The following is a 24,288-nucleotide window of genomic DNA, read 5'->3' as shown; positions in this document are numbered from 1 at the left end:
CAAATGCTCTGGGTTTTTTGGTTTATATTTGTGTTAATTGTTTAATACCAAAACTACAGATATGAAATTCGGACAAGTAGAAGACCCTTCAAAAATAGATTTCACATTACCTAAAGATCATCCCAGAACGAAAGAGATACTGGCTCTTAATAAAAAAGGACTGGAAAATATCTCTATCGGATGTGCCAAGTGGAATAAAACGGATCTCAAAGGGTTTTATCCCAAGGGAACTAAGGATGAACTGACCTATTATGCTACTCAATTTAATTCTATAGAACTGAATGCCACTTTCTACGGAATGCCAACACCGGATCAGGTAAAAACCTGGAAAGAAAAAACTCCGGCAAATTTTAAATTTTTTCCTAAGATCACCAATACGGTTTCCCATTTCAGAAGACTGATTGATGTTACCGATCCGGTGACCCATTTTGCTTCTGCTGTCATCAATTTTGATCAGAAGCTGGGAATGGCTTTCCTTCAGCTCCATGATAATTTTAAGCCTAAAGATTATGACAGACTGGAAAAATTCGTAAAAGAATGGCCAAAAGAGGTTCCTCTGGCTATAGAACTCCGCAATACGGAATGGTTTACTGATGAGGAAATTCTTAATACAACATGTGAACTTTTTGAAGCCCATAACATTACCAATATTATTGTAGATACTGCCGGAAGAAGAGATATGCTTCATATGCGCCTTACTACTCCCAATGCATTTATCCGTTATGTAGGAGCCAATGCAGAAAGTGACTACGAAAGACTGGATGATTGGTTGAAACACCTTACAAAATGGAAAAAAGAAGGCCTGCAGAATCTTTACTTTTTTGTTCATCAGAATATTGAGAAAGCCTCTCCGTTATTATCCGCTTATTTCATCAGGAAAGTAAATGAGGAATGGGGAACTGATATTCATATTCCACAAATGGCAACTGAAAGTACCGGAACACTTTTTTAATATAAAGGGTTATTGTAAAAATAAAAATTTAAACAGGCTGATTTCAATTTATTTCACAAAAACAAAATTCCTTTTTCTTAACAAAAATTTCGTATATTAGAGTATAATGTATTTCACTAAACATTATAATTTAAAACATAAATCATGGAAAAAGAAATTTGTACAATCAGTATTGCCAATAACTGGCTGGGTGATGAATATATTTTTTATGAAAATCATACCATAAAAAGAGTATATGACAACCATAGTTTGAACTCCAATAAAAGCGAGTGGCTCAACCCTAAAGAAATCAGTAAACAGAATAAGGACAAACTTATCAAATCATGTCCCGAAGAATTTAAAGAACAGATCATGCAGATTCTGGATTATCCTTAACAAAAAGGCAAAAGGTAATGAGAATAAGAACTCATTACCTTTTTATTTATTCTTTCTGAGAAGCAGTACCAGATTGAGGAACAGAAGCAGGAAATCCAGTGTAATCCAGATTCCCAGTTTTGTATTCTCATAATTGTAGGCATCTACCTGTTTTTTCGCTGCATCAGAAAGTTTCATACTCTGATTAATATAATTCTGCACTTCAACAATCTGATCTATATTTTTATTCGGTACAGAATGTTGGGAAAAATACACAAGATTTTTCTTTCCGAGATATCCTGCAATCCAGTATTCATCGGATTTATCCATTTTCAGGTACTCTATTCTGTAATATTCCGGACGTATTTTTCCGATATGTTTCGGTTCAAGAGCCGTACTTTGATCCGTTTTGTTCACATTGATCAGGTAAAAATCCAATGTCTGGGGAAGTTTGTTGACCACCTGCAGCCCTACGGAATTATCCACAAATGCCACAGCACTTTTCTTAATAAACCAATAGGTAAAAACAGAAATTGAAAAAACGACTGTTACAATACGAAACAGCTTTGCCCACCTGGCCATACTTCCTGATCTGACCTTAAACAGGACCAAAGAAAAAACACAAGCCAGGAATATTATAAAAATAATGAGTGTCATATTGTACAAAGATACTTCTTCTCTATATTTTATCTATAGTTGTGCCCAATTTTCTAATCTACATTCCATTCTTTATAAAACTGGTCGAGGAAATTCAGCATGTAATCATGTCTTTCTTCGGCCATTTTTTTCCCTTTTTCAGTATTCATCATATCTTTCAGAAGCAACAGCTTTTCATAGAAATGATTAATGGTTGTTCCGTCAGATTTTTTATATTCTTCTTTCGACATTCCCAGTTTGGGTTTTATATCCGGATGATACATCAGATTATTTTTAAAACCTCCAAAGTTGAATGTTCTGGCAATTCCGATAGCTCCAATGGCATCAATGCGGTCAGCATCCTGTACAATCTGAAGTTCAATAGGCGGATTTACCGGAGCCTGATCCCTGTTTTTAAAAGAAATATTTTCAATGACAAACAATACCTTCTGAATTGTTTCCTCAGGAACATTCTGCTCTTCAAGAAACGTTCTGGATATTTTAGGAGCAATGGTTTCATCTCCATTATGGAATTTAGGATCTGCAATATCATGAAGAAGTGCAGATAATTCTACGACCTCTTTATCACAGTCTTCTGTTTCTGCTATTTGGGCAGCCAGCTTCCAGACCCTTTCAATATGGAACCAGTCATGACCGGCTTCTGCACCTTCTAATTTTTCTTTTACAAATGCTACAGTGTTGTTTATCGTACTTTTCATTTATCTGTCAGTTCATTTAAAATAATATCCCAGAGTTTACTGTTGTAACTTCTAAAAAAATTGATATGCCCTATTTCCTTTTTATCAGATTCTGAAACAGCTATCAGCCTGTAAGTGGGTTTAAGATTAGGATAGGTATTATTCAATAAGCTTAATACTCCTTTTTCTGTGAGCCATATGTCATCTTCGGCACGGATTACAAATACCTTTTGTGTCAAATTTTTTGAGAAGTTATCAATTTTTTCCAACAGCCTGTTGGTTGATTTTCTGTTTAAAATTAAGGTTCTCCAGTCATATGCGCAATTTTTGGGGAGACTTTCTCCAAGCCCGAACCAATGTGCCGGAAAATAGCCTAACAATGAAGTAGTTACTGGCTGTGCAATTCCAAACCCTAAATAGGCTTCCACTTTTGTTATTCCTCTAAGGTTTCCGACAAAAGCATTTTGGGTTCCTACAAAAACAAGTTCTTCAAATATTTCAGAATCTTTATTCATGCCCAGAATCAATGCTCCCACAGAATGCCCAAGGCAGTATTTTTTGTATTCTTTAAAATTCGTCTTGATATATTGAGTGACGGCTTTATAATCTTTTGAGCCCCAGATTCTCATGGAACCATGAAACCCTCTCATATTTTTTGGTTTGGAAAGTCCTATTCCCCTGTAATCATAAGTAATCACCGTGAACCCCTGTTCAGCGAAGTAGCTGGCAAATGAAAAGTACACCTGCTGTTTTACTCCTGTTGCCGAATTGATCAGCAATAATTTCCCATTATCTTTCTGCGGTTTAAAGAGGTGGGCAGCCAGCATAATATCGTCTTCCGTGGTCAGTATTAGTTTTTCCATAGTATAAAAGAAAAAATCCACTATAAAAGTGGACATTTTACTTATCTTTTTATGTTAAGTTTCAGACTTTTGATATGTCGTAAATAGCTTTATGAAAAGAAATCTGAGATTCTCGGCAGTCCGGTCTGAGAACCTTTCCCTCCGGAGACTCTTGAAGAAACTTCATTCCCGAATTTCACACACTCCTCAATAGAATTCCCATGGCAAAGTGCGATAGCAAATCCTGAGGTAAATGCATCTCCCATTCCCATTTTATAAACGGTTTCATCCTTATCGTTTCTGTAATACTTCATCTCAGTACCATCAAAATAAATAGTGGAATTGGTATCATCTCTCACGAAAACTTTATTGAAATATTTTTTAAGGATGTCTTCTCTTTTTTCTTCCCCAAAGATAATGTATAACTCATTGCTTTTAGCCACAATAAAGTCGACCTTTTCTAAAATTTCTTCACTGACTCTCATTGCAGGAGAAGCATACAATCCTACTTTTTTCCCGTACTGTTTAGCTTTTTTAACGGTATGTTCCACTACATCCATAGAAACCTCAAGCTGTACCAATATAAGATCTGCGGTGTGAAAATATTTGTCAGCTTCATCTATATGTGATTTGCTGAGATATTTATTGGCTGCCGGTACCACCACAATGGCTGCATTCCCGTGGGAAGTTGTCACATAAGCAGTTCCTGTAGCTTCTTTATCTGTTTCATGAACAAATCCTACATTCACATTTTCGCTTACCAGATTTCTCATGATCTGCTGGCCAAGAGGATCCATTCCAACACATCCGATAAAGTATACACTGGCCCCCAGTCTGGAAGTCCCTACCGCCTGATTGGCTCCTTTACCTCCAAAATAGCTGTCTGACTTTACGGCCAGAACCGTCTCGTTAGGCAAAGGGAGTTTTTCGGTTTCGAGAACCAAATCTATGGATGAGCTGCCCACAACAATAATACGGGGTTGTTCTGATGAGAAATTCATTGTGTTTTGTATTAGCTTTAAAATTTATACCTTATAAAATTAAGTCTCTAAAATAACTAATTTTAATTTAACTTATTTCTATAAATTCAGTAATTATTTTCACCGGCAATTGATCTTTGTCATAAGCTATATAACTTGCATAAAATCCTTCTCCATATCCTGTTTCAAAAGCAAATATAGTTCCGGGATGTTCCTTTGCCGGTTTCAGAAAGGCATACTGATCTATGGCTCCGTTTTCATCAAAGAAATAATCATGGAAAAACTCTTCGTAGATTCCCATAAAATCACCTCCTTTATTTTGATACAGCCTTTGTTCAAGTTCATTGAGACTGTTTTGGGTATCAACATCCATGAAACATCCCATGCCGCTTTCTACAGGATATCCAAACACCTCTCCTTCTTCAAGGTCTTTTATTTGCTGCCCTGCTGTAGTGGCCAGTTTCCATTCTTTAACTTCAGAATTGCTGAATATAATTTCGGCATAAGCCACACAGTTGCTTTCTCTTTCTTTGTGCAGCATTACAGAGAAATCTCCCTTCGGAAATTCTGTAGTAAAAGGAAGCATATCATTGGTGATCAAAGGATCACAGGCTACCAGCTTTCCGCTCGAAAGATAAATCTTTCCTACTTCAAAACTTTCCAGTAACGGACTTTCCACAAAGTCTTTCGAGAATAGTTTTTTTATGTTTTCTATATGTGTCATTGTATTTATTCTTTTAAACCATCAGGCTGGATACAATTTTCATCTGTATCCAGCCTGAGATTTTGACAAATTTAGATTGTCTGTATTTTACAAACTTTTCAGTTTCTCTTCAAGGATCGCAATCTTATCCTGAGCATCTTTTTGTTTTTGACGCTCTACTTCTACGATTTCCGGTTTTGCATTCGCAACAAATTTTTCATTGGAAAGCTTCTTCTCTACAGAAACCAGGAATCCTTTCAAATATTTAAGCTCTTCTTCAGTCTTCGCTTTTTCCTCTCCCAAATCCAGGTTTTCACTTAGCGGAATAGAAACTTCAGTTGCTCCTACCAGGAATGTAAAGCTTGGTTTATCTGTTTTCTGTCCGAAGTGGATTTCAGAAACATTAGCCAGTTTTCTTACTACAGCTTCATTGGCAAATTCAGAAGCATTGGTATAAATTTCAGCAGCTTCTCTCGGCGAAATTCCTTTTGTCTGACGGTAATTCCTAACCCCTGAAATCAATTCTGCAGCAGTTTCAAAATTTTTAATAATGTTTTCATCAAACTGTCCTGCCTCTTTCTGCTGAGCAATCACCAAAGCCTCATCAACCTTCCTTTCTGAGATCATCTGCCATAATTCTTCCGTTAAGAAAGGCATGAACGGATGAAGCAACTTCATCAGCTCTTCAAAGAAATGGATGGTTTTGTTATAAACTTCTTTTGAAATTCCTTCTCCGTAATTAGGCTTAATCGCTTCAAGATACCAACCGCAAAAATCATCCCAAATTAATTTATAGATCAAATGCAGTGCATCGGAAATTCTGAACTTCTCAAACTGATCATTAATTTCAAAGATGGTTTTGTTCAGCTTATTTTCAAACCATTCAATAGCCTGGTTATCGGTAGCAGCAGCCGGTTTGTCTTCATGATTCCACATATTGATCAGACGGAAAGCATTCCAGATCTTCGTCATGAAATTTCTCCCCTGAAGCATTAAATCTTCATCAAAAAGAAGGTCATTTCCGGCAGCAGAACTCAATAGAATACCTACACGTACACCATCAGCTCCATATTTATCCATTAATTCAAGAGGGTCGGGAGAGTTTCCTAAAGATTTTGACATCTTTCTTCTCTGCTTATCTCTTACAATTCCTGTAAAATATACATTCTTAAACGGAACTTCTTTTCTGTATTCCAGCCCTGCCATAATCATTCTGGCTACCCAGAAGAAAATAATATCCGGTCCGGTTACAAGATCAGAAGTAGGATAATAATAATTAATATCTTTATTTTCCGGGTCAAGCAGGCCATCAAATACAGACATCGGCCACAGCCATGATGAGAACCATGTATCTAATGCATCATCATCCTGTCTGAGATTTTCTGCCGTAAAACCTGAATTTCCTGTTTTTTGTCTCGCCAGTTCCAAAGCTTCTTCTTTGGTTTCTGCTACCACAAAATCTTCATCTCCTTCTCCATAGTAATAAGCAGGAATCTGCTGTCCCCACCAAAGCTGACGGGAAATATTCCAGTCACGGATGTTTTCCATCCAGTGTTTATAAGTATTCTTAAACTTCTCCGGATAGAACTTTACCTCATCATCCATTACGACATCCAAAGCCGGCTTGGCAATTTCAGACATCTTAAGGAACCACTGTACTGAAACTTTAGGTTCGATAACGGCGCCTGTTCTTTCAGAAGTTCCTACTTTATTGACATAATCCTCAGCTTTAAGCAAAAGATCTTTTTCTTCAAGTTCTTTAGCGATCTGTTTTCTTACATCAAATCTGTTTTTCCCTGCATAATGTAAACCATGCTCGTTAAGATTTCCGTCGTCGTCAAGAGCATCAATCATTTTCAGCTGATGCTTCTGTCCTATCTCATAGTCATTGATATCGTGTGCAGGAGTAATTTTCAAAGCTCCTGTTCCGAACTCAATATCAACATACTCATCCTCAATAATCGGGATTACTCTGTCAACGATCGGTACAATTACATTTTTACCTTTTAAATGTGCATATCTTTCATCATTCGGATTGATACATACGGCTGTATCCCCAAAAATAGTTTCAGGACGTGTAGTAGCTACTGAAAGAAACTCTTCCGAACCTTCAATCTTATATTTTAGGAAGTATAGTTTTCCGTTCTGTTCTTTAAATATTACTTCTTCGTCAGAAATATTGGTTTTGGCTTCCGGGTCCCAGTTGACCATTCTGTATCCTCTGTAGATCAGCCCTTTATTATAAAGGTCTACGAAACTTTTAATAACCTGCTGTGAAAGCTTGTCTTCCATAGTGAAGCGGGTTCTGTCCCAGTCACATGAACATCCCAGTTTCTTCAGCTGCTCAAGAATGGTTCCGCCGTATTTATTGGTCCAGTCCCAGGCATGAGTTAAAAATTCTTCACGGGTAATATCTGATTTATTGACTCCTTCAGATTTCAATTTAGCAACAACTTTAGCTTCAGTAGCAATTGAAGCGTGATCCGTCCCCGGAATCCAACAAGCATTAAACCCGCGCATTCTTGCACGACGGACCAGAACATCCTGAAGGGTATTATTCAACATATGCCCCATGTGTAATATCCCCGTCACGTTTGGCGGAGGAATGACCACGGTATATGGTGGTTTATCATTAGGCTCTGAATGGAAAAACTTATTTTCCAGCCAGTAATTGTACCATTTCTGTTCTGTTTCCTGTGGATTGTACTTTTCTGAAATCTGCATAAATTCTATTTCTTTGGCTTGCAATTTGCAAAAATAGTCTAAAGAAAAAAATTTTTAAGCATGAATTAAAATAATTTTTAACTTTGTTTCACAAAATTTATCTAACAAACATATTAACATTCAAGAATATGAAAAAACTAATTGCAGGAATTGCACTATTCGGGACATTTGCTCTTGCATCTGCACAAACAATTACATTTGATAAAACGACTTTCGATTACGGAACGATCAAGCCTAACGCTGATGGTACAAGATTCTTTACAGTAACGAATTCAGGTGATAAGCCTTTGATCCTTTCAAATGTAAAGCCTTCTTGTGGATGTACAACTCCTGAATTCAGCCAGGATCCTATCATGCCGGGTAAATCCGCTAAGATTAAGGTTGGATACAATACAGCGATCCCTGGACCTTTCAACAAAATGATTGAGGTTTTCTCTAATGACCCTGCAAACAACAGAAGCGTAATCTATATCAAAGGTAACGTAGATGCTAACGCTCCTGAGCCAAAAGTATTGACTCCTGCTGAGCAGAAAGAAGCTGCTAAAGCTGAGAAAAAAGCTGCAAAACTAGCTAAAAAGGCTGCTGCAAAGTAAGCTCTACTCAAAAAATAAAGGAACCGTCTCTATTGAGGCGGTTTTTTTATTACATTTATGTTGGATTAGATCACAGATGATAGGAATAGTCGGCAGTAAATGTATTAGCATTGATCAATTGTTTAGGTTTTGGCTGAAATCCCGGGATTACTTAAATGGCTGGGCTAAAGCCCACCTCTATTGAATTTTAATAACATAATCTTTTAATCTTAAAAATATATGGACACCAATTTCTCAGATGACTTTAAAGTAAACGGAAAATTTTCAATAAAAAAAACTTCAACGTCCTATAAAGGGAAACTCACTAAAGAAGAAGGAGAACAGATGCTGATTCAGGAGAAAGAAAAGCTCCGTGAGCTGCAGGAAAAATTATATGCTGACGGAAGCCAGTCTCTGCTGGTCGTGCTACAGGCTATGGATGCAGCAGGAAAAGACAGTATGATAGAGCATGTTTTCGGAGGAGTGAATCCGCAGGGATGCAATGTCACGAGCTTTAAAACACCAAGCCCGAAAGAATATTCCCATGATTTTCTATGGAGGCATTACCTGGCACTGCCGCAGAAAGGCATGATCGGAATATTTAACCGCTCACATTATGAAAGCGTTCTTGTATGCAAAGTACATCCTGAATATAACCTGAGTGAAAAAACATGGTCTTCTGTAAAAGATTTTGACAGCAAATTCTGGGAAAACAGATATGAAAGCATCCGGAATTTTGAAAAACACCTTTCGCAAAACGGAACAACTGTGGTAAAAATCTTTTTGAACGTATCCAAAGACGAACAGAAAAAAAGGCTTTTAGACAGAATTGACGAGCAGGAAAAAAACTGGAAATTCTCTGCAGGAGATCTTCCGGAAAGAGCATTATTTGATCAGTATATGGAAGCCTATGAAACAGCTATTAACGAAACCGCAAAAGAACATGCTCCATGGTATGTGCTTCCTGCTGACAACAAATGGTTTGCAAGAGTTGCTGCCATTCAAATCATTATTGATACCCTTGAAAAGATGAATCTTAAATATCCTACGCTTTCTGATAAGGACAGACAGGCATTGCAGGATTCTAAAAAACAATTGGAAAACGAATAAATTAGGTTGGAAGATGGAAGCATGAAAATGAAGATTTAAAATCATACGTTTAAAAAACTTCACTCTTTCAGCCTCTGACTTCCAGCTTTAAAAAAATCACGAGAAAATCTATAAGCCGGATTCTGTACTTCCTGAGAAGCGCCTGTTATTTATCTGCGTGTTACATTGCTGCAACACTTGAGCTGATTACCCCTCGGTTTTCAGGACGAGCCGCCCCTATTTTCATTACTGAAAAGAACCGATATACTTACCATTGCACCGCAAAGAGTTTACCTGGTTTCACTACAGCCGAACTGTACCTGCTTTCTGTTGCACTTGTCCTACCCTCACGGGTGACGGATGTTATCCGCTTTGCTGCTCTGTGGTGTCCGGACTTTCCTACCTCCCGTAAAACGGGAAATCAACAGGCCGATTTTCTCGCAGAGGCAAAGGTACACAAATTTTGTGGTAAAAAAGCAAATGGTAAAACACCTAAAGATCTTAGTTCCGTGCAAACGATATTGATTGATCAATATTTTTTTCCGTTTTTTTTACCTTTTTACTATTTTACATGATAATTTTCCCTAATTACCAGTTTATTATTATCTTCGTGCCATTATATATCTATGGATTCCAGAGAAAAAGAATTTGCGCAGCTTATCAAGGATAATCAGGGACTGATTATCAAAGTATCGCGCCTGTATACCAATTCTCTGGAAGATGAAGAGGATCTTTTCCAGGAAATTGTGTTACAGCTCTGGAGAAGTTACGATTCTTTTAAAGGGAATTCTAAAATTTCCACATGGATGTACCGTGTAGCGCTCAATACAGCCATTACCCTCTTTAGAAAAAAAAGCAAAAGCCTACCTACGAATGAGCTGGACATCAACCACAGGGATTTTGTGGAAGATGATGATGAAAAACAGCAGCAGGTATCACTTTTGTATACTGTAATCAAGACTCTTCCTAATGTAGAAAGAGCCATTGTCATGATGTATCTTGACGATCTGCCTTACAAGGATATTGCAGAGAACCTCGGAATCACTGAAGTCAATGCACGCGTGAAAATGAACAGATTAAAGAAAACCCTTAAAGAACAGATGGAAAAATATGCCTGAATTTGATTTAGACAGCTTTAAGAAAACATGGCAGGAACAACCTGTACAGCATAAATATGACAACACTGAGATTCTTCAGATGTTGAACAGAAAGTCACGCAACTACGTGAAATACATTTTCTGGATCAGCGTCGTAGAATTACTTTTCTTTTCAGTACTGGGACTGTTTTACTTTTTCCCTGAAGAGGAATCGGACAGTTTCCGTAAAATGCTGGAAAGATTAGGGGCACAGGAAGCTCCTGAAGCAGAAAATAACTTTGGTCATGTTTATCTGGCTATAAAAATCTTAAGCTTACTGATCACAGCCTATTTCGTGCTGAAATTTTATCAGAATTACCGGAAAATAAAGATTGAGGAAAATCTGAAAGGACTTATTACCCGGATCATTAAATTCAAAACAACTGTCAATGCCTTTATTCTGATCAGTATTGTATTGCTGTTAATATTCACGTTTGTACTGGTCGCTTTTATATTTTATATATTGGATTCCCAGAATATACAGCCCAGCGGCTCCAACCTTACCATTATTATTGTTGGAATTGCCGTAAGCACATTGCTCGCAGTCTCTATGATCTGGCTTTATTACAGACTGGTTTATGGTACCATTATCAAAAAGCTTGATAAAAATCTAAAACAGCTTAAAGAAATAGATTCTCAGGAAAATTAATATCCATAGGCATAGTTCGGGATATAATTATTAATTTTATTCCACCAAATCTTAAACTATGCCCTTATCTTATGTGTATGGAACATCTGAGGTTCCATTATTAGGACAGACCATCGGAGCCAATCTTAAAAGTACTGTCGAAAAACATCCCCATCAGGAAGCTTTAGTCTGCGTTCATCAGAATTACAGAGCTACTTACCAGGAATTTTACAATCAGACAACAGCTGTTGCAAAAGCTTTATTGTTTTTAGGAGCAAAGGCAGGCGACAGAATCGGGATCTGGTCTTCCAACCGCTATGAATGGGTACTTTTGCAGTATGCCACTGCAAGAATAGGAACTATTTTAGTGAATATCAATCCGGCCTACCGGACTCATGAATTAACTTATGTGCTTAACCAGTCCGAAGTTCGTTTTATTTTCTCTTCTTTAAGTTTTAAAACCAGCCATTATAAAGAAATGGTTGAGTACGCAAAAGAAGTATGCCCAACCCTGGAACACGAAATATTCTTTGATGAAAACTGGGAACATTTTGTCAATAACGGACAGGAAATTTCTGATGAAGTGCTTCACAGTTTTGAAGAGCACGTACAGTTTGATGATCCTGTCAATATTCAGTATACCTCCGGAACTACCGGTTTCCCGAAAGGCGTTACACTTTCCCATCATAATATTCTCAACAACGGCTATTTTATCGGTATCAGATTAAAATACACGGAGAAGGACCGTGTCTGTATTCCCGTTCCTTTTTACCATTGCTTCGGCATGGTGATCGGAAATATATGCTGTACTGCCCACGGAGCCTGTATGGTAATCCCCAATGACAGTTTTGATCCGGAAATTACTTTAAAAGCTGTTTCGGATGAGAAATGTACTTCTCTGTATGGTGTGCCAACTATGTTTATTGCAGAATTGGCTGTAAAAGATTTTGACAGTTATGATTTTTCAAGTTTAAGAACCGGTGTTATGGCAGGTTCCGTATGTCCTCCTGAAATTATGAAAAAGGTGGAAAATCTGATGAATATTAAAGAAATGAGCATCTGCTACGGAATGACGGAAACATCGCCTGTATCTACCCAGACTTTAATAGGAACACCGCTGGAGAAGCAGGTCAGTACTGTAGGAACAGTTCAGGATCACCTTGAAATAAAAATTATCGATGAAAACGGCAGAATATTAAAGCGTGGTGAACATGGTGAGCTTTGCACAAGAGGTTACTCTGTCATGCTGAAATACTGGAATGATCCTGAAAATACTAAAAAAGTACTGGACGACGCCCGCTGGATGCATACCGGAGATATGGCCGTAATGGATAAAGACGGTTATATTACTATTTCAGGAAGGATAAAAGACCTCATCATTCGTGGCGGAGAAAATATTTCCCCAAAAGAAATTGAAGATTTTTTATATACTTATACCAACATTCTTGATGTCCAGATTATTGGTGTTCCCAGTGAAAAATTCGGGGAAGAAGTAATGGCCTGGGTGAAAGTGAGAAAAGGATTTACCATCACTGCAGAAGAGCTCCAGGAATACTGCAAAGGCAGAATAGCCCATTATAAAGTACCCAAATACTGGAAATTTGTAGATGAATTCCCCATGACTATTTCCGGAAAAATAAGAAAGGTGGAAATGCGGGAGATTTCGATGAGGGAACTAGGACTTGAAAATATAAAACAGAACTGATCTCAGCAGAAAGGCGAAGAGGCAAAGGAAAGTTGAAAAACAAAAACTTGCATCATCTTCATTATAACAGACAACAAAAAAGCATTTCAGATGAAATGCTTTTTTGTTTTTTATATTAAAGTTCTTTTCTTAACCTTGCTACCGGAATATTAAGCTGTTCACGATATTTTGCAATCGTTCTTCTTGCTATATTATACCCCTGTTCTTTCAGAATGACCACTAATGCATCATCTGTAAGCGGCTTTCTCTTATTTTCTTTATCAATAACTTCCTGAAGGTGGGTTTTGATCTCTTTGGTGGAAACTTCTTCCCCATCATCATTCGTTAAACTGTCTGAGAACAGATCTTTAAGATATACAATACCGTTAGGCGTATCTGCATATTTACTTTTTACTACCCTTGAAATCGTAGAAATATCAAATCCTGTAATATCAGCAACATCTTTTAAGATCATTGGTTTCAGAGATTTTTCATCTCCTGTGATGAAATAATCTTTCTGGAATTTCACAATGGCTGTAATCGTTTGCAGCAATGTATTCTGACGCTGATTAATGGCATCAATATACCATTTTGCAGCATCCAGTTTCTGTTTGATAAATAAAGCGGCCTGTTTGTGTTCCGATGAGTTTTTATCATGGGAATACGTTGTAAGGATGTCCTTGTATTCTTCAGAAACTCTTAAAGTAGGTGCATTTTTACTGTTCAGCATAGGAATTACCTGGCCGTCTTTTACCTGGATAACAAAATCCGGGATAATTTCCTGATTGATGGTAATCGTCTGTGTATCAAAGTTTCCTCCTACTTTAGGGGATAGTTTTGATATTTCATCCAAAGCATCTTTCAGATCATCTTCTTCAATATCGTATTTCTGGATGATTTTGTTATAATGCTTGTTTGTCAAAGCTTCAAACTGATGTCTCAGGATGTTGGCAGCCAAAGAAACTGCCTTATCTGAACTGACTTTCTTTTCAATCTGTAATAAAAGACATTCCTGCAGTCCTCTTGCTCCCACTCCTGGCGGATCAAGTTTCTGAACATAATTTTCCAGGATATCCTCCACTCTTTCTTTAGTCGTGTAAATTCCCTGTGAGAAAGCCAGATCATCAACAATAGACTTGATCTCTCTTCTCAGATATCCGTCCGTATCTAAATTCCCGATAAGATATTCTGCAATCTTCAGATCTTCATCACTGATATTCACCAGATGAATCTGCTCTGTAAGATAATCATATAAGGACTGGCCTTCCGTTAAAAGACTCTCGTTATCAAATTCTTCATCATCCGGAGAGTAGTTGCTGGATGCGGTTTTATAGCTTGGTTCGTCATCATAGATATATTCATTGACGTCGAAATCTGTTTCAATGCTTTCTGTACCCTCATCCTGATAAGCGTCTTCAAGGGAAGAATAATCATCTTCCTTAGAATCTTCTTTCGCAATTTCCAAAGCTGGGTTTTCTTCTAACTCTCTTTCCAACTCCTCTTCAAATTCAAGAGTATGAAGCTGAATAAGCTTCATCAACTGGATCTGCTGAGGGGCCAGCTTTTGTCCTAATTTGAGTTGTAAGTGTTGTTTAAGCATATTCTTATTTACGTTTTAACATAACATATTCTACGAATTTAATAAATTTATTTGATAAAAAACACATTTAGCATGATTTTTGCATTACTTGTCTTAACATAATAAACTATTAAAGAATAAAAAAAGCCTTAACTTGTGATTAAGGCTTTTTTTATGGTTCTAGAATTCAGCACTTTTCGGCGTTCTAGGGAAAGGAATTACATCTCTGATATTTGTCATTCCTGTTACGAAAAGAACCAATCTTTCCAGTCCTAAACCAAATCCGGCATGCGGTACAGAACCGAATTTTCTGGTATCAAGATACCACCAAAGCTCGTGCTCATCTACATGCATATCTGCCATTTTCTGTTTTAAAACATCTAATCTTGCCTCTCTCTCTGATCCACCGATGATTTCACCGATACCAGGGAAAAGAACGTCCATAGCTGCAACGGTTTTATTGTCATCGTTCAGTTTCATGTAGAAAGCTTTAATTTCTTTCGGATAGTCAAATAATACTACCGGGCTTTCAAAATGTTTTTCAACAAGGTATCTTTCATGCTCAGACTGAAGATCAGTTCCCCATTTTTCAACCGGGTAAGCAAATTTTCCTTTTTTATTCTCTTTAGAGTTCAGTAAGATTTCAATAGCTTCTGTATAGCTTACACGCTTGAAACGTTTTGCCACTACGTTCTGAAGTTTTTCAATAAGACCTTCTTTTGCTCTTTCTTTTTCAGGTTTTGACTTTTGTTCTTCTTCAAAACGCTTGTCTAAGAATTCAAGATCATCTTTACAGTTATCCAATACATACTGGATCACATATTTTAAAAAATCTTCCGCAAGGTCGATATTATCTTCAAGGTTGTTGAAAGCTACTTCCGGCTCAATCATCCAGAATTCAGCAAGGTGTCTTGTGGTGTTGGAATTTTCTGCACGGAAAGTAGGTCCGAAGGTATAAATTCTTCCCAATCCCATAGCTGCAGTTTCTCCTTCAAGCTGTCCTGAAACGGTAAGGTTTGTTTTTCTGCCGAAGAAATCCTGTGCAAAATCTATTTCTCCTTCTTCAGTTCTCGGCATATTGTTCAGATCAAAGTTGGTTACCCCAAACATTTCTCCTGCTCCTTCCGCATCAGCACCTGTAATAACCGGTGTGTTAATATAGAAAAACTGGTTCTGGTTGAAGAACGAGTGAACAGCAAAGCTTACTGCGTGACGCACTCTGAACACTGCTCCGAAAAGGTTTGTTCGGAATCTTAAGTGTGCCTGCTCACGAAGTTTCTCCAGACTGTGCTTCTTAGGCTGAAGAATTGTACTCTGAAGTTCTTCCGTAAAGTTATCCCCTAAAATAATAATCTTTTTAGCGATAATTTCCACAGACTGTCCTGCTCCCTGGCTTTCCACCACTTCACCTACTACTTTCAGGGATGAAGCCGTACTGATATTCTTGATGATCGCTTCATCAAAATTTTCGAAATCAACAACTATCTGCAAATTATTAATCGTAGAACCATCATTAAGCGCAATAAAGCGATTAGCACGGAATGATCTTACCCATCCGTAAACTGTAATGTCATGATGTAATACTTTCTTGTAATCCTTCAGGATTTCTTTGATCGTTTGCTTTTTCATTTGTTGATGATAAATTTTTTATATAAAAATTAATGTCTGCAAAGTTACAAAAAAACAGCGCAACTTAATGATTGCGCCGTCTTTAAAAATCATTTAACAAGCATTTAAACTTTCAGTTCAGGAAATTTACCTTTTTCTGCTGCTCAATCTTTTTCATTGTAAGGATACATTTCCACTCAATATTGTCCTGAACTTCAAGATAAATCCGCATCTGACCGGAGTGAACCACTCTACATTATCACTTTTAGAAAGAATAAATTTTAATTTATTCTGAGTTTTCATGGAATTAGTTTTTATTTATTGAAATGGTTATTAGTTTTTAAGCAATAATTTCATGATCAACTACAGGTCAGCGAATCCAAATTAAACTATACTACACTTTTAAACACTTTTGGATGGATTCTGCGGATTTTGTTTTTAATTACTTTAATGATTTTTCAAATGATCACCACTCTTTTACATCTCTGAATTCTGAACAATTACCTCATTCTTTTCCTATTGTTTTTTTACTGGTTATCTTTTCTCACTTTTACCAGTTCGTTAATAATTTTTGTTATACAGTTCCTGACCTGATTCTTTAATTAACCGGCATTCCGGAACTGATATTTTGTAATGTGCACATACAAAATAAAACGTTGTGTTTTTACCTGAAGCAAAGATGCAGAAAAGAGGAAGAATGATACAAGTGAATGATATATAGATTCATAAATCTATATATTTAAAATCATGAATTTATAAATACAAACAAATAAAAATCAGCAAATTAAATAATTATTCCGCCATGTTTTCAATTTCTTTCAGATAGATAGAAAGAGGGGTACCGGTTCGTTTTTTGAATGCTAAAGTGAAGGCCTGCTCGTTATTATATCCTAGTTCTTCGGCGATAAATGGAATCTTATAAGACCTGAATTTTTTATCATTGGCCAATCTGTTGATGGCATAATCAATACGGAGATCATTAAGATAAGTGGCAAAGTTTTTTCCTTTGTAGGTATTGATAATTTCCGACAGATATTTTGAGTTTGTTTTTATTTTTTTGGCAAGACTTCCAAGCGTAATTCCCTTATTCAAAAACTGATCTTTGTTTTCAAATATTTCAAGTTCTTTTAAAATGGTCTGGGCAATATCTTCGGAAATCGTTCTTGGTGTTTTGTCCTCAGCATGTTCTGTATTTTGTAACTTAGTGGCTTCAGGAAGAATTTCTTTGGCTTCCGGCATCCTGTTTTTTCCTACCTTGTTTTCATTAACAGACTGAATAAGGTCCTGGGCAATCTTTTTATAGTTCTTTTCGGATTTTTTATATTTAAAATAAACATTGATAAACAACAGGTGTGATATCAACAGAAGACTCAGTACAATATAAAATAAACTTTTTCTTTTTGTAAGCTCATTGGTAATGCTTTCTTTCTCCTGCTGCAGTTCCGGAGTATCATATCTTCTGGGGAGTTCTCTGGAAATATACCTGAACTGGGTATCCAGAACATGATCTACATTTAAAAACCGATCTACATAATACAGCTGCTTTTCTTTATCATTGTTTTCTTTATAATAATCGATCAGGTAAGTATATACATCTCTCAGCTCGGGATAAATGTAATTGGTTTTAAGAACCATAGAATCAATCTTCCGGAAATACTCTACCGCTTTCTCTTTTTTGTTGAGGCCAGCATAGGATTTCCCTAAATATAAAAAGGTATAATGATGGTTTCTTTCAGAACCGTTATTGTTTGTAAAGAAATATTTTTCACACTCCAATAAACCGTCGATCGCTTTCTGGTATTTTTTTGAATGCAGATGATAATATCCTAACATTCCAAGGTTCTGGTGATAGCGGTAGACATCCTTATTCTTTTTAGAATCCAGCAAGCCTTCTTTTATAAGGATATAGGCAGAATCCATCTTATTGATTTCTATATATGCGTCCGCCAGATTCAACTTAAGGGCATTCTTCTCATTCTGATTCATATAATCGGCATCATACGCATAATGTCTTAAAACCTTGGCTGTCTCCGCATGTTTTCCAATATAATTATTAAGATAGGCAATACTGATATGTGCCATAGCAATCTGCCTTTTATTTCCTTTTTCTTTGGCATATTTCAGTCCTAAAATATAATTGTTCAGGGCAGCCTGAAGATTATCTGTTCTGAAATACAGATTCCCTTTAAGAAGATAGATTCTGGCCGGATACGTATTTTCTTTGGAATTTTTGGTGATATACTGTAAGCTGTCAAGATATTTTAATGCATTGGGCAGGGTCTCATCAAAATGAAGCATAACGTATCCTTCAGCAATCTGAGTAATGTTTTTTTCAGATTTTGCTTTTTTAAGATAACTTTCTGCAATACTTTTACCGTTCAGATCCCCTACATGGCTGCTATAGAATTCTTTTTCCAATTCTTTATAAGACCGCTTTTCAGGAGTATTTTTTTCTAAATTATTGGTTTGTGCATGAAAAAACAGATTTCCAATAATAAAAAACAGTATTAAACATTTTATTTTCATCATTCATCCGAGCTATATTACAAAAATATTATTTTTTCTTCAGTGCAAGTGCCATTGCTTTCGCTTTTTTCAACGTATTCATCAATATTTCCATTAAATTATTTTCGATAAATAAAAAAAGAGAGTTCAGGCTGAAAATGCACGCTCTTCAAAAATTATTTCCATTCTATTTTACCTTCCATATAATATACTCTTCCGTTGTTCTCATAGAGAAGATCATAGCCCTGAGAGGTCAGATAGAAATGACAGACTTTCATTTCATTGTTTCTATCGCTGAATTGAATCACTGCAGGGCACATTTTAGCGCGGTCCATTTTCTTCACCATCAGATTGAAGTTCTTCCGGATATTTTTTTTGCTATACAAGGACAGCATTCTGTCATCAATAAAACGGACATATTTCAAAGATGACAGAGGATAAGTAATCAACTTAAAGGACTGCCCTGCGAGCTTAGCAGCATTCTCATTGAAAAAATTAGTGATTGAAATACTGTCCTGGGTAATACTTTTCACCACACTTGATTCATATCTCTGCCCATCCGCAAATTCCATACTATAGATTGCTTCCATTTTAATGGCAAAACCTTTCCCGGATTTTCTTAAATCTGTCAGGTCTGTAAATTCTTTTCCCTTTTTAATGACAATCAAAACATTCCCTTCTCCAAAATCACAGTCATAATATTTTTTATAATCGAAAGGTTCTTCAATATTTGTTTTTAAGGTATCATTCATTGTATTTTGTGAAAAAATGCGTGCTGATAACATCAGTAAAAATAAGATCAGTTTATAACTTTTCATGGTTGGCTATTTAAGGGTTAAACTGATTTTGGTTACTCTCCTGCAGGGTCTTATTTACTTTCTGCTTTTTAAAATTCCAGTTGATGAGAGGAAGCTTTCTTTTCCCGTTCTCATTCCATCCGCCAATCTGTATTCCTCTGAAATCCTTACATTGATTATACAACCCGATCTGAATTCCCCGGCATTTCTGACCAATATTTGCCAGTGGCGCTACAGAAACACCTTTCATCTCATGATGCAGATTAAAAAACGGAGAAACAGACACCCCGTTCGTAACAGCGTAAGTATTTACATTACTGGAAACATTGATTTCCAGGCCATTGGTTACTGTAGGTTCCATATTGATCAGGGATAATTGCAACCCGTTAATCGTATTCATTTTCTCACGGGGAACAATTACATAACCACCATTAAGATTCCAATTACCCGGCTGGAGGGTGACAAGCATCAGCGGTGGAAGAAAAATCCCCATACAATTGAATCCCATTCCCAATCCGTTTACTTTCTTAGGTTTAAAATGATCTTCCTCATCAAAATATTTAAATAAAATCCCGTTGACATTCCGGACATTCTTTGAGGGTGAAGCTGCAATTAATCTTGGCTTCAAAGAATCAACCTTCAGACTGTCTGATGCGTATGTCAGACCATGGACTAAAAGAACTGCTGTTACTAAAATTCGTGTTTTCATAATTCGTTATTTTAAAATTACAGTTCAAAATTATCGGCAGAAGGTACAGTTCCGAATGTGAAAAAAAATTAAAAAAAAATGTCCAGTTTGCGAAAATCACAAATATGCAGATGACGAAATGAAGTGTTAACTAATATAAGCGGGCTGGAAGCGGGAAGAAAGAGGCTGGAAGTTATTTTACATGATAAACAGTAATAATGATATAAATCCTATTGATGTTGTAAACGGCTATTTATTTTTTCGGCTTTCAAATACTTCCCTTCTCCCAACTTCCATCTTCCAGCCTTTAAAATAGAAAATCAAAACTTTCTCCACAAAAAATGCTACATTTGTGAAAATCACAAAACTATGCATCAGGAAGCTCTATTGAAGGAAATCCGAAGAAAAATCGGTGAGAAATCTTTAAATGATGAGATTGCCAACATTCTTAATATCAGCTATGATGCAGCCCACAGAAGAACTTCACTGAAAGCAAAATTCAGCTTTGAGGAAGCATTGGAGCTTGCCGGATATTATCAGATCTCACTGGATCAGTTTTTGGGAACAGAAAACCAGTTGGTTGTCAAAAGAACACAGCCTGTAAAAACCACAGAAGACCTTTTGAATTACTTTGAAAACTCTTTAAAGATTCTGAATGTTTTTCAGAATATCGCTGATTCCAAAGTATTTTACTCTGCAAAAGACATCCCTTTTTTCTATACCATTTCAGATTCCATCCTCTCCCGTTTCAAGTTTTATGTCTGGATGAATCTGCTGAATCAGGATAAGTTTTTAAATCCGTTCCATGAATTTACCATGGAATATCATTCTGTAAAAAACGAGATGCTGAAAGATCTTTACGAGAAACAAAACGTAACGGAAATCTGGAATGACACTACCATTATGAGCGCCCTGAGGCAGATTTTGTTTTATAATGAAATGGGATTACTGAAGAAAAATGAAGCAGATCTTATCCTGGATGATCTGAAAAAATTATTAGAAAGCCTGGAAATTAAAACGCTGGAAAAAGCTAACTTTCAGATTTATGTGAATGATTTGGTCATTTTAAACAACAGTATTTTATTCAAAAATGAAGAACAGTGTTCTTTTTTTGTCCCTTTCAGTATGTTCGGATATATGATGACCAATGACAAAATAACCTGTGAAGATTCACTGAGCTATTTTGAGCATCAGATCAAAAACTCAAAATCTCTGAATGAATCCGGAAACCGGGAAAGGAAAATATTTTTTAATAAAATGTATGAACAGATTGACCGGTTAAAACAGAATATATCATGAATACTCTTCGGAACGGCGAATATTTTGGGGAAACCAATCAAATGGTCAGTTCAGATGGATGGACAATTACTGATACGGAATATACCCATCCCTATGTAGACTGGCATTATCATGAGAACGCTTACTTTACCTTCCTGCTTCAGGGCAATATGACGGAAGGGAACAGAAAAGAAACTTATTGCTGTTCTGCGGGAACTTTACTGTATCACCAATGGGAAGATCCACACTTTAATAGTAAACCGGATATCTTTACAAGAGGCTTTCACATAGAGATCACCCAGGATTGGTTTGACCGGTTTGACATTAAGAAAAATAAAGCCGAAGGCAGCTTTACTATAAAAAACCCGGGCTTAAAGCTATTGGTCTGGCAGTTATTCAAAGAAACCAAAATAAATGATACTTCTTTTGAATCCTCCGCCAATCAGCTTCTATTACATCTTTTCAGCGAACTGACCCAAGAAAAAGAAAGCAAAGAAAGAAAACCTGTCTGGGTAAATCAGATCAATGAGATTTTACATGAGAACGCTGCTGAAAAGCTTACCCTTACCGGAATTTCAGAAACCCTGAATATCCATCCTGTTCATTTAAGCAGAGATTTTCATAAATATTTCCATTGCAATCTTGGAGAGTATCTCCGGAAATTAAAGGTCAATAAATCGGTCAAGCTTCTCCATTCTCCTTCTTCTTTAACGGATATTGCGCTGGAATGTGGTTTTTCGGACCAGAGTCATTTTATCCGGTGCTTTAAAGAAAACCTCGGAATCACCCCTTTGAAATACAGGAATCTTCTGAAAAACCATAAGATCCTGCCGGATCAAATCATCATTCACGATTTGGATACATCATTCCCCGATTCGGCTACATTTTCCTCTTTCTGACTTTCCATCTTTGTACCATCATTTAAACAAAAAAATATTTAAAATGGAAACAAAAAAAGTATGGTTCGTGACAGGAGCTTCAAAAGGTTTAGGATTCGAGTTGGTAAAGAAATTATTATCCGAAGGGTTTCAGGTTGCTGCAACCAGCCGTACCGTTGAATCCCTGGTCTCTTCAATCGGAGAAACTTCAGAAAACTTCCTTCCTCTCAGCGTCAATATTACAGACAACAACGATATCAAATCTGCTATTGAAAAAACAGTTTCTCATTTTGGAAGACTTGATGTAGTGGTTAACAATGCAGGCTACGGACAGATCGGAACTCTTGAGGAGCTTACCGACGAAGAAGCCAGAGAAAATTATGCAGTGAATGTTTTCGGAACATTAAACGTGATCAGAAACGCGATGCCTTACCTCCGTGAGCAAAGATCAGGAAACATCTTCAACATTTCATCGGTCGGCGGATATTCAGGAAATTTTCCGGGCTGGGGAATTTACTGCTCTACAAAATTTGCCGTTGCCGGATTTACGGAAGCGCTGGCGGAAGAGGTAAAAGACTTCGGAGTTCATGCTACCGTTGTTTATCCCGGCTATTTCCGTACAGATTTCTTAAATAAAGATTCTGTGAGAACCCCTTCAAATCCTATCCAGGCCTATGAAGCAGCAAGAAGCTCCGAACAGGCACACCTTAATGAAATCAATGGAAACCAGCCGAATGATCCGGTGAAAGCCGCTGATGTTCTGATCCGGATCAGCAAAGAGAAAAATCCCCCAGTACATTTATTATTAGGGGTAGGAACCATGGAGTTTCTGAACAATAAGATTGATATTTTAAAAAAAGATGCTGAGAAATGGGAAAATCTGACAGTTTCAACCGCCATTTAACTTTACTATGATATTTTTCGGCTCTGCTTAATCAAAACAGAGCCGAAGTCTTTCATTAAACTTTTTACAAAAACAACTACATTAGCTATTATGAAACAGCCCGTTCGTTTTAATACCATTTCAGATTTTCATGCTTTCTGCAGTCTTCCGAATCCTGAACACCCGCTGATCAGCCTGATAGATTACAGCAAGGTCCGCTATGCTGTGGATAATAAAGAGTTGAGATGGATCCAGGATTTTTATTCTATCGGCCTGAAAAAAAATGTCAGCCCGAAATTCAATTATGGACAGCAGCAATACGATTTTGATTCGGGTGTATTGTGCTTTGTTTCCCCCCAACAGTACTTAAGCCTGGAGATTGATCCTGATGTTGAAGTGGAACCGACTGGTTTTTTACTGTTAATTCATCCTGATTTTCTGTGGAATACCTCATTGACCAAGAAAATAAAATCCTATGATTTTTTCAGTTATCAGGTGAAGGAAGCTCTTTTTCTTTCTGATAAAGAGGAGAAAGTGATTGTTGATATCCTTAAAAATATCGAAAGGGAATATATGGCCAATATCGATAAATTCACGCAGGATCTGATTATTGCCCAGATTGAATTGTTACTGATTTATTCAGACCGCTTTTATGAAAGGCAGTTTTTTACCCGAAAGAAATCAAGCCATGAACTGCTGTATAAGTTTGAAGATATTCTTTCCCGATACTTTGAAAACGGCAACCTTCTTGAAAACGGGATTCCATCGGTAAAATGTATTGCTGAACAAATGAATATTTCTCCCAACTATTTGGGAACTTTGCTTCGTCTGCATACCCGGCAAAACACACAGCAGCATATTCAGAATAAATTAATTGACCTGGCTAAAGAACGTCTGAGTACAACGAATCTTTCTGTAAGTGAAATTGCTTACGAGCTGGGATTTGAACATCCGCAGTCTTTCAGTAAACTTTTTAAACAAAAAACAAATCAGTCACCGGGAGAATTCAGAAAGCTTTTCAATTAAAGATTGGGTTTTTAAACAGTAATGTTAATTTCATTCTATTTTACCCTG

22 protein-coding genes and 1 other RNA gene are annotated in these 24,288 nt (G+C 36.8%); 11 read left to right on the top strand and 12 right to left on the bottom strand.

Features of this window, described 5'->3' with window-relative positions; all coding sequences use genetic code 11:
* Window positions 1-61: 61 nt before the first annotated feature.
* Together ACR1PO_RS07950 and ACR1PO_RS07945 are read left to right on the top strand one after the other, a co-directional pair.
* Entirely contained in the window at window positions 62-952 is an 891-nt protein-coding gene (locus ACR1PO_RS07950) for a DUF72 domain-containing protein (RefSeq protein WP_433986410.1), read from the top strand.
* Between the two features lie 144 nt (window positions 953-1,096).
* On the top strand, window positions 1,097-1,327 hold the full coding sequence (locus ACR1PO_RS07945) for a hypothetical protein (RefSeq protein WP_002977020.1): 231 nt from the start codon (window positions 1,097-1,099) through the stop codon (window positions 1,325-1,327).
* Between the two features lie 42 nt (window positions 1,328-1,369).
* On the opposite strand, the gene ACR1PO_RS07940 is transcribed toward ACR1PO_RS07945, so the two are convergent.
* The 6 genes from ACR1PO_RS07940 to ACR1PO_RS07915 form a co-directional block, all read right to left on the bottom strand.
* A complete protein-coding gene (locus ACR1PO_RS07940) occupies window positions 1,370-1,963 on the bottom strand; it encodes a hypothetical protein (protein WP_433986409.1) in 594 nt (197 codons plus the stop codon).
* Between the two features lie 53 nt (window positions 1,964-2,016).
* Window positions 2,017-2,661, bottom strand: a complete 645-nt coding sequence (locus ACR1PO_RS07935) for an HD domain-containing protein (RefSeq protein ID WP_433986408.1) — start codon at window positions 2,659-2,661, stop codon at window positions 2,017-2,019.
* Window positions 2,658-3,503, bottom strand: a complete 846-nt coding sequence (locus ACR1PO_RS07930; protein WP_433986407.1) for an alpha/beta hydrolase family protein — start codon at window positions 3,501-3,503, stop codon at window positions 2,658-2,660. Before ACR1PO_RS07930 ends, ACR1PO_RS07935 begins: the two co-directional genes overlap by 4 nt.
* Window positions 3,504-3,592: 89 nt before the next feature.
* Complete coding sequence (locus tag ACR1PO_RS07925; RefSeq protein WP_433986406.1) at window positions 3,593-4,483, bottom strand: ribokinase; 891 nt, start codon at window positions 4,481-4,483, stop codon at window positions 3,593-3,595.
* A 67-nt stretch (window positions 4,484-4,550) separates the two neighbouring features.
* Window positions 4,551-5,186, bottom strand: a complete 636-nt coding sequence (locus tag ACR1PO_RS07920) for a DUF4241 domain-containing protein (protein ID WP_332385066.1) — start codon at window positions 5,184-5,186, stop codon at window positions 4,551-4,553.
* Window positions 5,187-5,273: 87 nt separating this feature from the next.
* Window positions 5,274-7,889, bottom strand: a complete 2,616-nt coding sequence (locus tag ACR1PO_RS07915) for a valine--tRNA ligase (RefSeq protein ID WP_332385065.1) — start codon at window positions 7,887-7,889, stop codon at window positions 5,274-5,276.
* Between the two features lie 128 nt (window positions 7,890-8,017).
* Between ACR1PO_RS07915 and ACR1PO_RS07910 the strand changes: the two genes are divergently transcribed.
* Window positions 8,018-8,482 (top strand): DUF1573 domain-containing protein, encoded by a 465-nt coding sequence (locus tag ACR1PO_RS07910; RefSeq protein WP_002977002.1) that lies wholly within the window; start codon window positions 8,018-8,020, stop codon window positions 8,480-8,482.
* A gap of 219 nt (window positions 8,483-8,701) precedes the next feature.
* A complete protein-coding gene (locus ACR1PO_RS07905; protein WP_433986405.1) occupies window positions 8,702-9,571 on the top strand; it encodes a polyphosphate kinase 2 family protein in 870 nt (289 codons plus the stop codon).
* A 95-nt stretch (window positions 9,572-9,666) separates the two neighbouring features.
* Here the strand turns inward: ACR1PO_RS07905 and rnpB are convergent.
* Window positions 9,667-9,991: RNase P RNA component class A (gene rnpB / locus ACR1PO_RS07900), an RNA gene on the bottom strand.
* A 185-nt stretch (window positions 9,992-10,176) separates the two neighbouring features.
* Here rnpB and ACR1PO_RS07895 point away from each other — a divergent pair.
* Genes ACR1PO_RS07895 through ACR1PO_RS07885 form a run of 3 tightly spaced genes read left to right on the top strand, consistent with a single transcriptional unit; the run spans window position 10,177 to window position 13,019 of the window.
* Window positions 10,177-10,668, top strand: coding sequence for an RNA polymerase sigma factor (locus ACR1PO_RS07895; RefSeq protein WP_002976998.1), 492 nt, complete (start codon window positions 10,177-10,179; stop codon window positions 10,666-10,668).
* Window positions 10,661-11,335 carry a DUF8845 family protein gene (locus tag ACR1PO_RS07890; protein WP_002976996.1) on the top strand — a complete coding sequence of 225 codons (675 nt, stop codon included), beginning with the start codon at window positions 10,661-10,663 and terminating at the stop codon, window positions 11,333-11,335. Before ACR1PO_RS07895 ends, ACR1PO_RS07890 begins: the two co-directional genes overlap by 8 nt.
* Before the next feature lie 58 nt (window positions 11,336-11,393).
* Window positions 11,394-13,019, top strand: a complete 1,626-nt coding sequence (locus ACR1PO_RS07885; protein WP_433986404.1) for an AMP-binding protein — start codon at window positions 11,394-11,396, stop codon at window positions 13,017-13,019.
* A 115-nt stretch (window positions 13,020-13,134) separates the two neighbouring features.
* On the opposite strand, the gene rpoN is transcribed toward ACR1PO_RS07885, so the two are convergent.
* From rpoN to ACR1PO_RS07860, 5 genes are all read right to left on the bottom strand, one after another.
* A complete protein-coding gene (rpoN, locus tag ACR1PO_RS07880) occupies window positions 13,135-14,598 on the bottom strand; it encodes an RNA polymerase factor sigma-54 (protein ID WP_002976989.1) in 1,464 nt (487 codons plus the stop codon).
* Window positions 14,599-14,757: 159 nt separating this feature from the next.
* Window positions 14,758-16,206 carry an asparagine--tRNA ligase gene (gene asnS / locus ACR1PO_RS07875; protein WP_232720879.1) on the bottom strand — a complete coding sequence of 483 codons (1,449 nt, stop codon included), beginning with the start codon at window positions 16,204-16,206 and terminating at the stop codon, window positions 14,758-14,760.
* Between the two features lie 771 nt (window positions 16,207-16,977).
* On the bottom strand, window positions 16,978-18,714 hold the full coding sequence (locus ACR1PO_RS07870) for a helix-turn-helix domain-containing protein (protein ID WP_433986403.1): 1,737 nt from the start codon (window positions 18,712-18,714) through the stop codon (window positions 16,978-16,980).
* A gap of 152 nt (window positions 18,715-18,866) precedes the next feature.
* Window positions 18,867-19,508 (bottom strand): hypothetical protein, encoded by a 642-nt coding sequence (locus ACR1PO_RS07865; RefSeq protein WP_433986402.1) that lies wholly within the window; start codon window positions 19,506-19,508, stop codon window positions 18,867-18,869.
* Between the two features lie 10 nt (window positions 19,509-19,518).
* On the bottom strand, window positions 19,519-20,196 hold the full coding sequence (locus ACR1PO_RS07860) for a hypothetical protein (RefSeq protein ID WP_332385059.1): 678 nt from the start codon (window positions 20,194-20,196) through the stop codon (window positions 19,519-19,521).
* Between the two features lie 348 nt (window positions 20,197-20,544).
* Between ACR1PO_RS07860 and ACR1PO_RS07855 the strand changes: the two genes are divergently transcribed.
* The 4 genes from ACR1PO_RS07855 (at window position 20,545) to ACR1PO_RS07840 (ending at window position 24,240) form a co-directional block, all read left to right on the top strand.
* Window positions 20,545-21,474: a helix-turn-helix domain-containing protein gene (locus ACR1PO_RS07855; protein WP_433986401.1), complete on the top strand. Its 930-nt coding sequence runs from the start codon at window positions 20,545-20,547 to the stop codon at window positions 21,472-21,474.
* Complete coding sequence (locus tag ACR1PO_RS07850; RefSeq protein ID WP_433986400.1) at window positions 21,471-22,352, top strand: AraC family transcriptional regulator; 882 nt, start codon at window positions 21,471-21,473, stop codon at window positions 22,350-22,352. The genes ACR1PO_RS07855 and ACR1PO_RS07850 overlap by 4 nt, the downstream gene beginning before the upstream one ends.
* A 43-nt stretch (window positions 22,353-22,395) precedes the next feature.
* A complete protein-coding gene (locus ACR1PO_RS07845) occupies window positions 22,396-23,235 on the top strand; it encodes an SDR family oxidoreductase (protein WP_433986399.1) in 840 nt (279 codons plus the stop codon).
* Window positions 23,236-23,325: 90 nt separating this feature from the next.
* On the top strand, window positions 23,326-24,240 hold the full coding sequence (locus ACR1PO_RS07840; protein WP_433986398.1) for a helix-turn-helix domain-containing protein: 915 nt from the start codon (window positions 23,326-23,328) through the stop codon (window positions 24,238-24,240).
* Window positions 24,241-24,288 lie beyond the last annotated feature (48 nt).

It is taken from the genome of Chryseobacterium amylolyticum (assembly GCF_051011775.1).
GTDB lineage: Bacteria > Bacteroidota > Bacteroidia > Flavobacteriales > Weeksellaceae > Chryseobacterium.
Note: the sequence above shows the minus strand (reverse complement) of the source record. Positions and strands in the feature narration are given on the sequence as shown.

Coding starts and splice junctions, on each gene's coding strand:
- ACR1PO_RS07895 (WP_002976998.1), top strand. CDS start 10,177: ATGGATTCCAGAGAAAAAGAATTTGCGCAGCTTATCAAGGATAATCAG.
- ACR1PO_RS07935 (WP_433986408.1), bottom strand. CDS start 2,661: ATGAAAAGTACGATAAACAACACTGTAGCATTTGTAAAAGAAAAATTA.
- ACR1PO_RS07915 (WP_332385065.1), bottom strand. CDS start 7,889: ATGCAGATTTCAGAAAAGTACAATCCACAGGAAACAGAACAGAAATGG.
- ACR1PO_RS07945 (WP_002977020.1), top strand. CDS start 1,097: ATGGAAAAAGAAATTTGTACAATCAGTATTGCCAATAACTGGCTGGGT.
- ACR1PO_RS07950 (WP_433986410.1), top strand. CDS start 62: ATGAAATTCGGACAAGTAGAAGACCCTTCAAAAATAGATTTCACATTA.
- ACR1PO_RS07865 (WP_433986402.1), bottom strand. CDS start 19,508: ATGAAAAGTTATAAACTGATCTTATTTTTACTGATGTTATCAGCACGC.
- ACR1PO_RS07890 (WP_002976996.1), top strand. CDS start 10,661: ATGCCTGAATTTGATTTAGACAGCTTTAAGAAAACATGGCAGGAACAA.
- ACR1PO_RS07920 (WP_332385066.1), bottom strand. CDS start 5,186: ATGACACATATAGAAAACATAAAAAAACTATTCTCGAAAGACTTTGTG.
- ACR1PO_RS07840 (WP_433986398.1), top strand. CDS start 23,326: ATGAAACAGCCCGTTCGTTTTAATACCATTTCAGATTTTCATGCTTTC.
- ACR1PO_RS07940 (WP_433986409.1), bottom strand. CDS start 1,963: ATGACACTCATTATTTTTATAATATTCCTGGCTTGTGTTTTTTCTTTG.
- ACR1PO_RS07910 (WP_002977002.1), top strand. CDS start 8,018: ATGAAAAAACTAATTGCAGGAATTGCACTATTCGGGACATTTGCTCTT.
- ACR1PO_RS07870 (WP_433986403.1), bottom strand. CDS start 18,714: ATGATGAAAATAAAATGTTTAATACTGTTTTTTATTATTGGAAATCTG.
- ACR1PO_RS07845 (WP_433986399.1), top strand. CDS start 22,396: ATGGAAACAAAAAAAGTATGGTTCGTGACAGGAGCTTCAAAAGGTTTA.
- ACR1PO_RS07860 (WP_332385059.1), bottom strand. CDS start 20,196: ATGAAAACACGAATTTTAGTAACAGCAGTTCTTTTAGTCCATGGTCTG.
- ACR1PO_RS07850 (WP_433986400.1), top strand. CDS start 21,471: ATGAATACTCTTCGGAACGGCGAATATTTTGGGGAAACCAATCAAATG.
- ACR1PO_RS07925 (WP_433986406.1), bottom strand. CDS start 4,483: ATGAATTTCTCATCAGAACAACCCCGTATTATTGTTGTGGGCAGCTCA.
- ACR1PO_RS07855 (WP_433986401.1), top strand. CDS start 20,545: ATGCATCAGGAAGCTCTATTGAAGGAAATCCGAAGAAAAATCGGTGAG.
- ACR1PO_RS07905 (WP_433986405.1), top strand. CDS start 8,702: ATGGACACCAATTTCTCAGATGACTTTAAAGTAAACGGAAAATTTTCA.
- ACR1PO_RS07930 (WP_433986407.1), bottom strand. CDS start 3,503: ATGGAAAAACTAATACTGACCACGGAAGACGATATTATGCTGGCTGCC.
- rpoN (WP_002976989.1), bottom strand. CDS start 14,598: ATGCTTAAACAACACTTACAACTCAAATTAGGACAAAAGCTGGCCCCT.
- asnS (WP_232720879.1), bottom strand. CDS start 16,206: ATGAAAAAGCAAACGATCAAAGAAATCCTGAAGGATTACAAGAAAGTA.
- ACR1PO_RS07885 (WP_433986404.1), top strand. CDS start 11,394: ATGCCCTTATCTTATGTGTATGGAACATCTGAGGTTCCATTATTAGGA.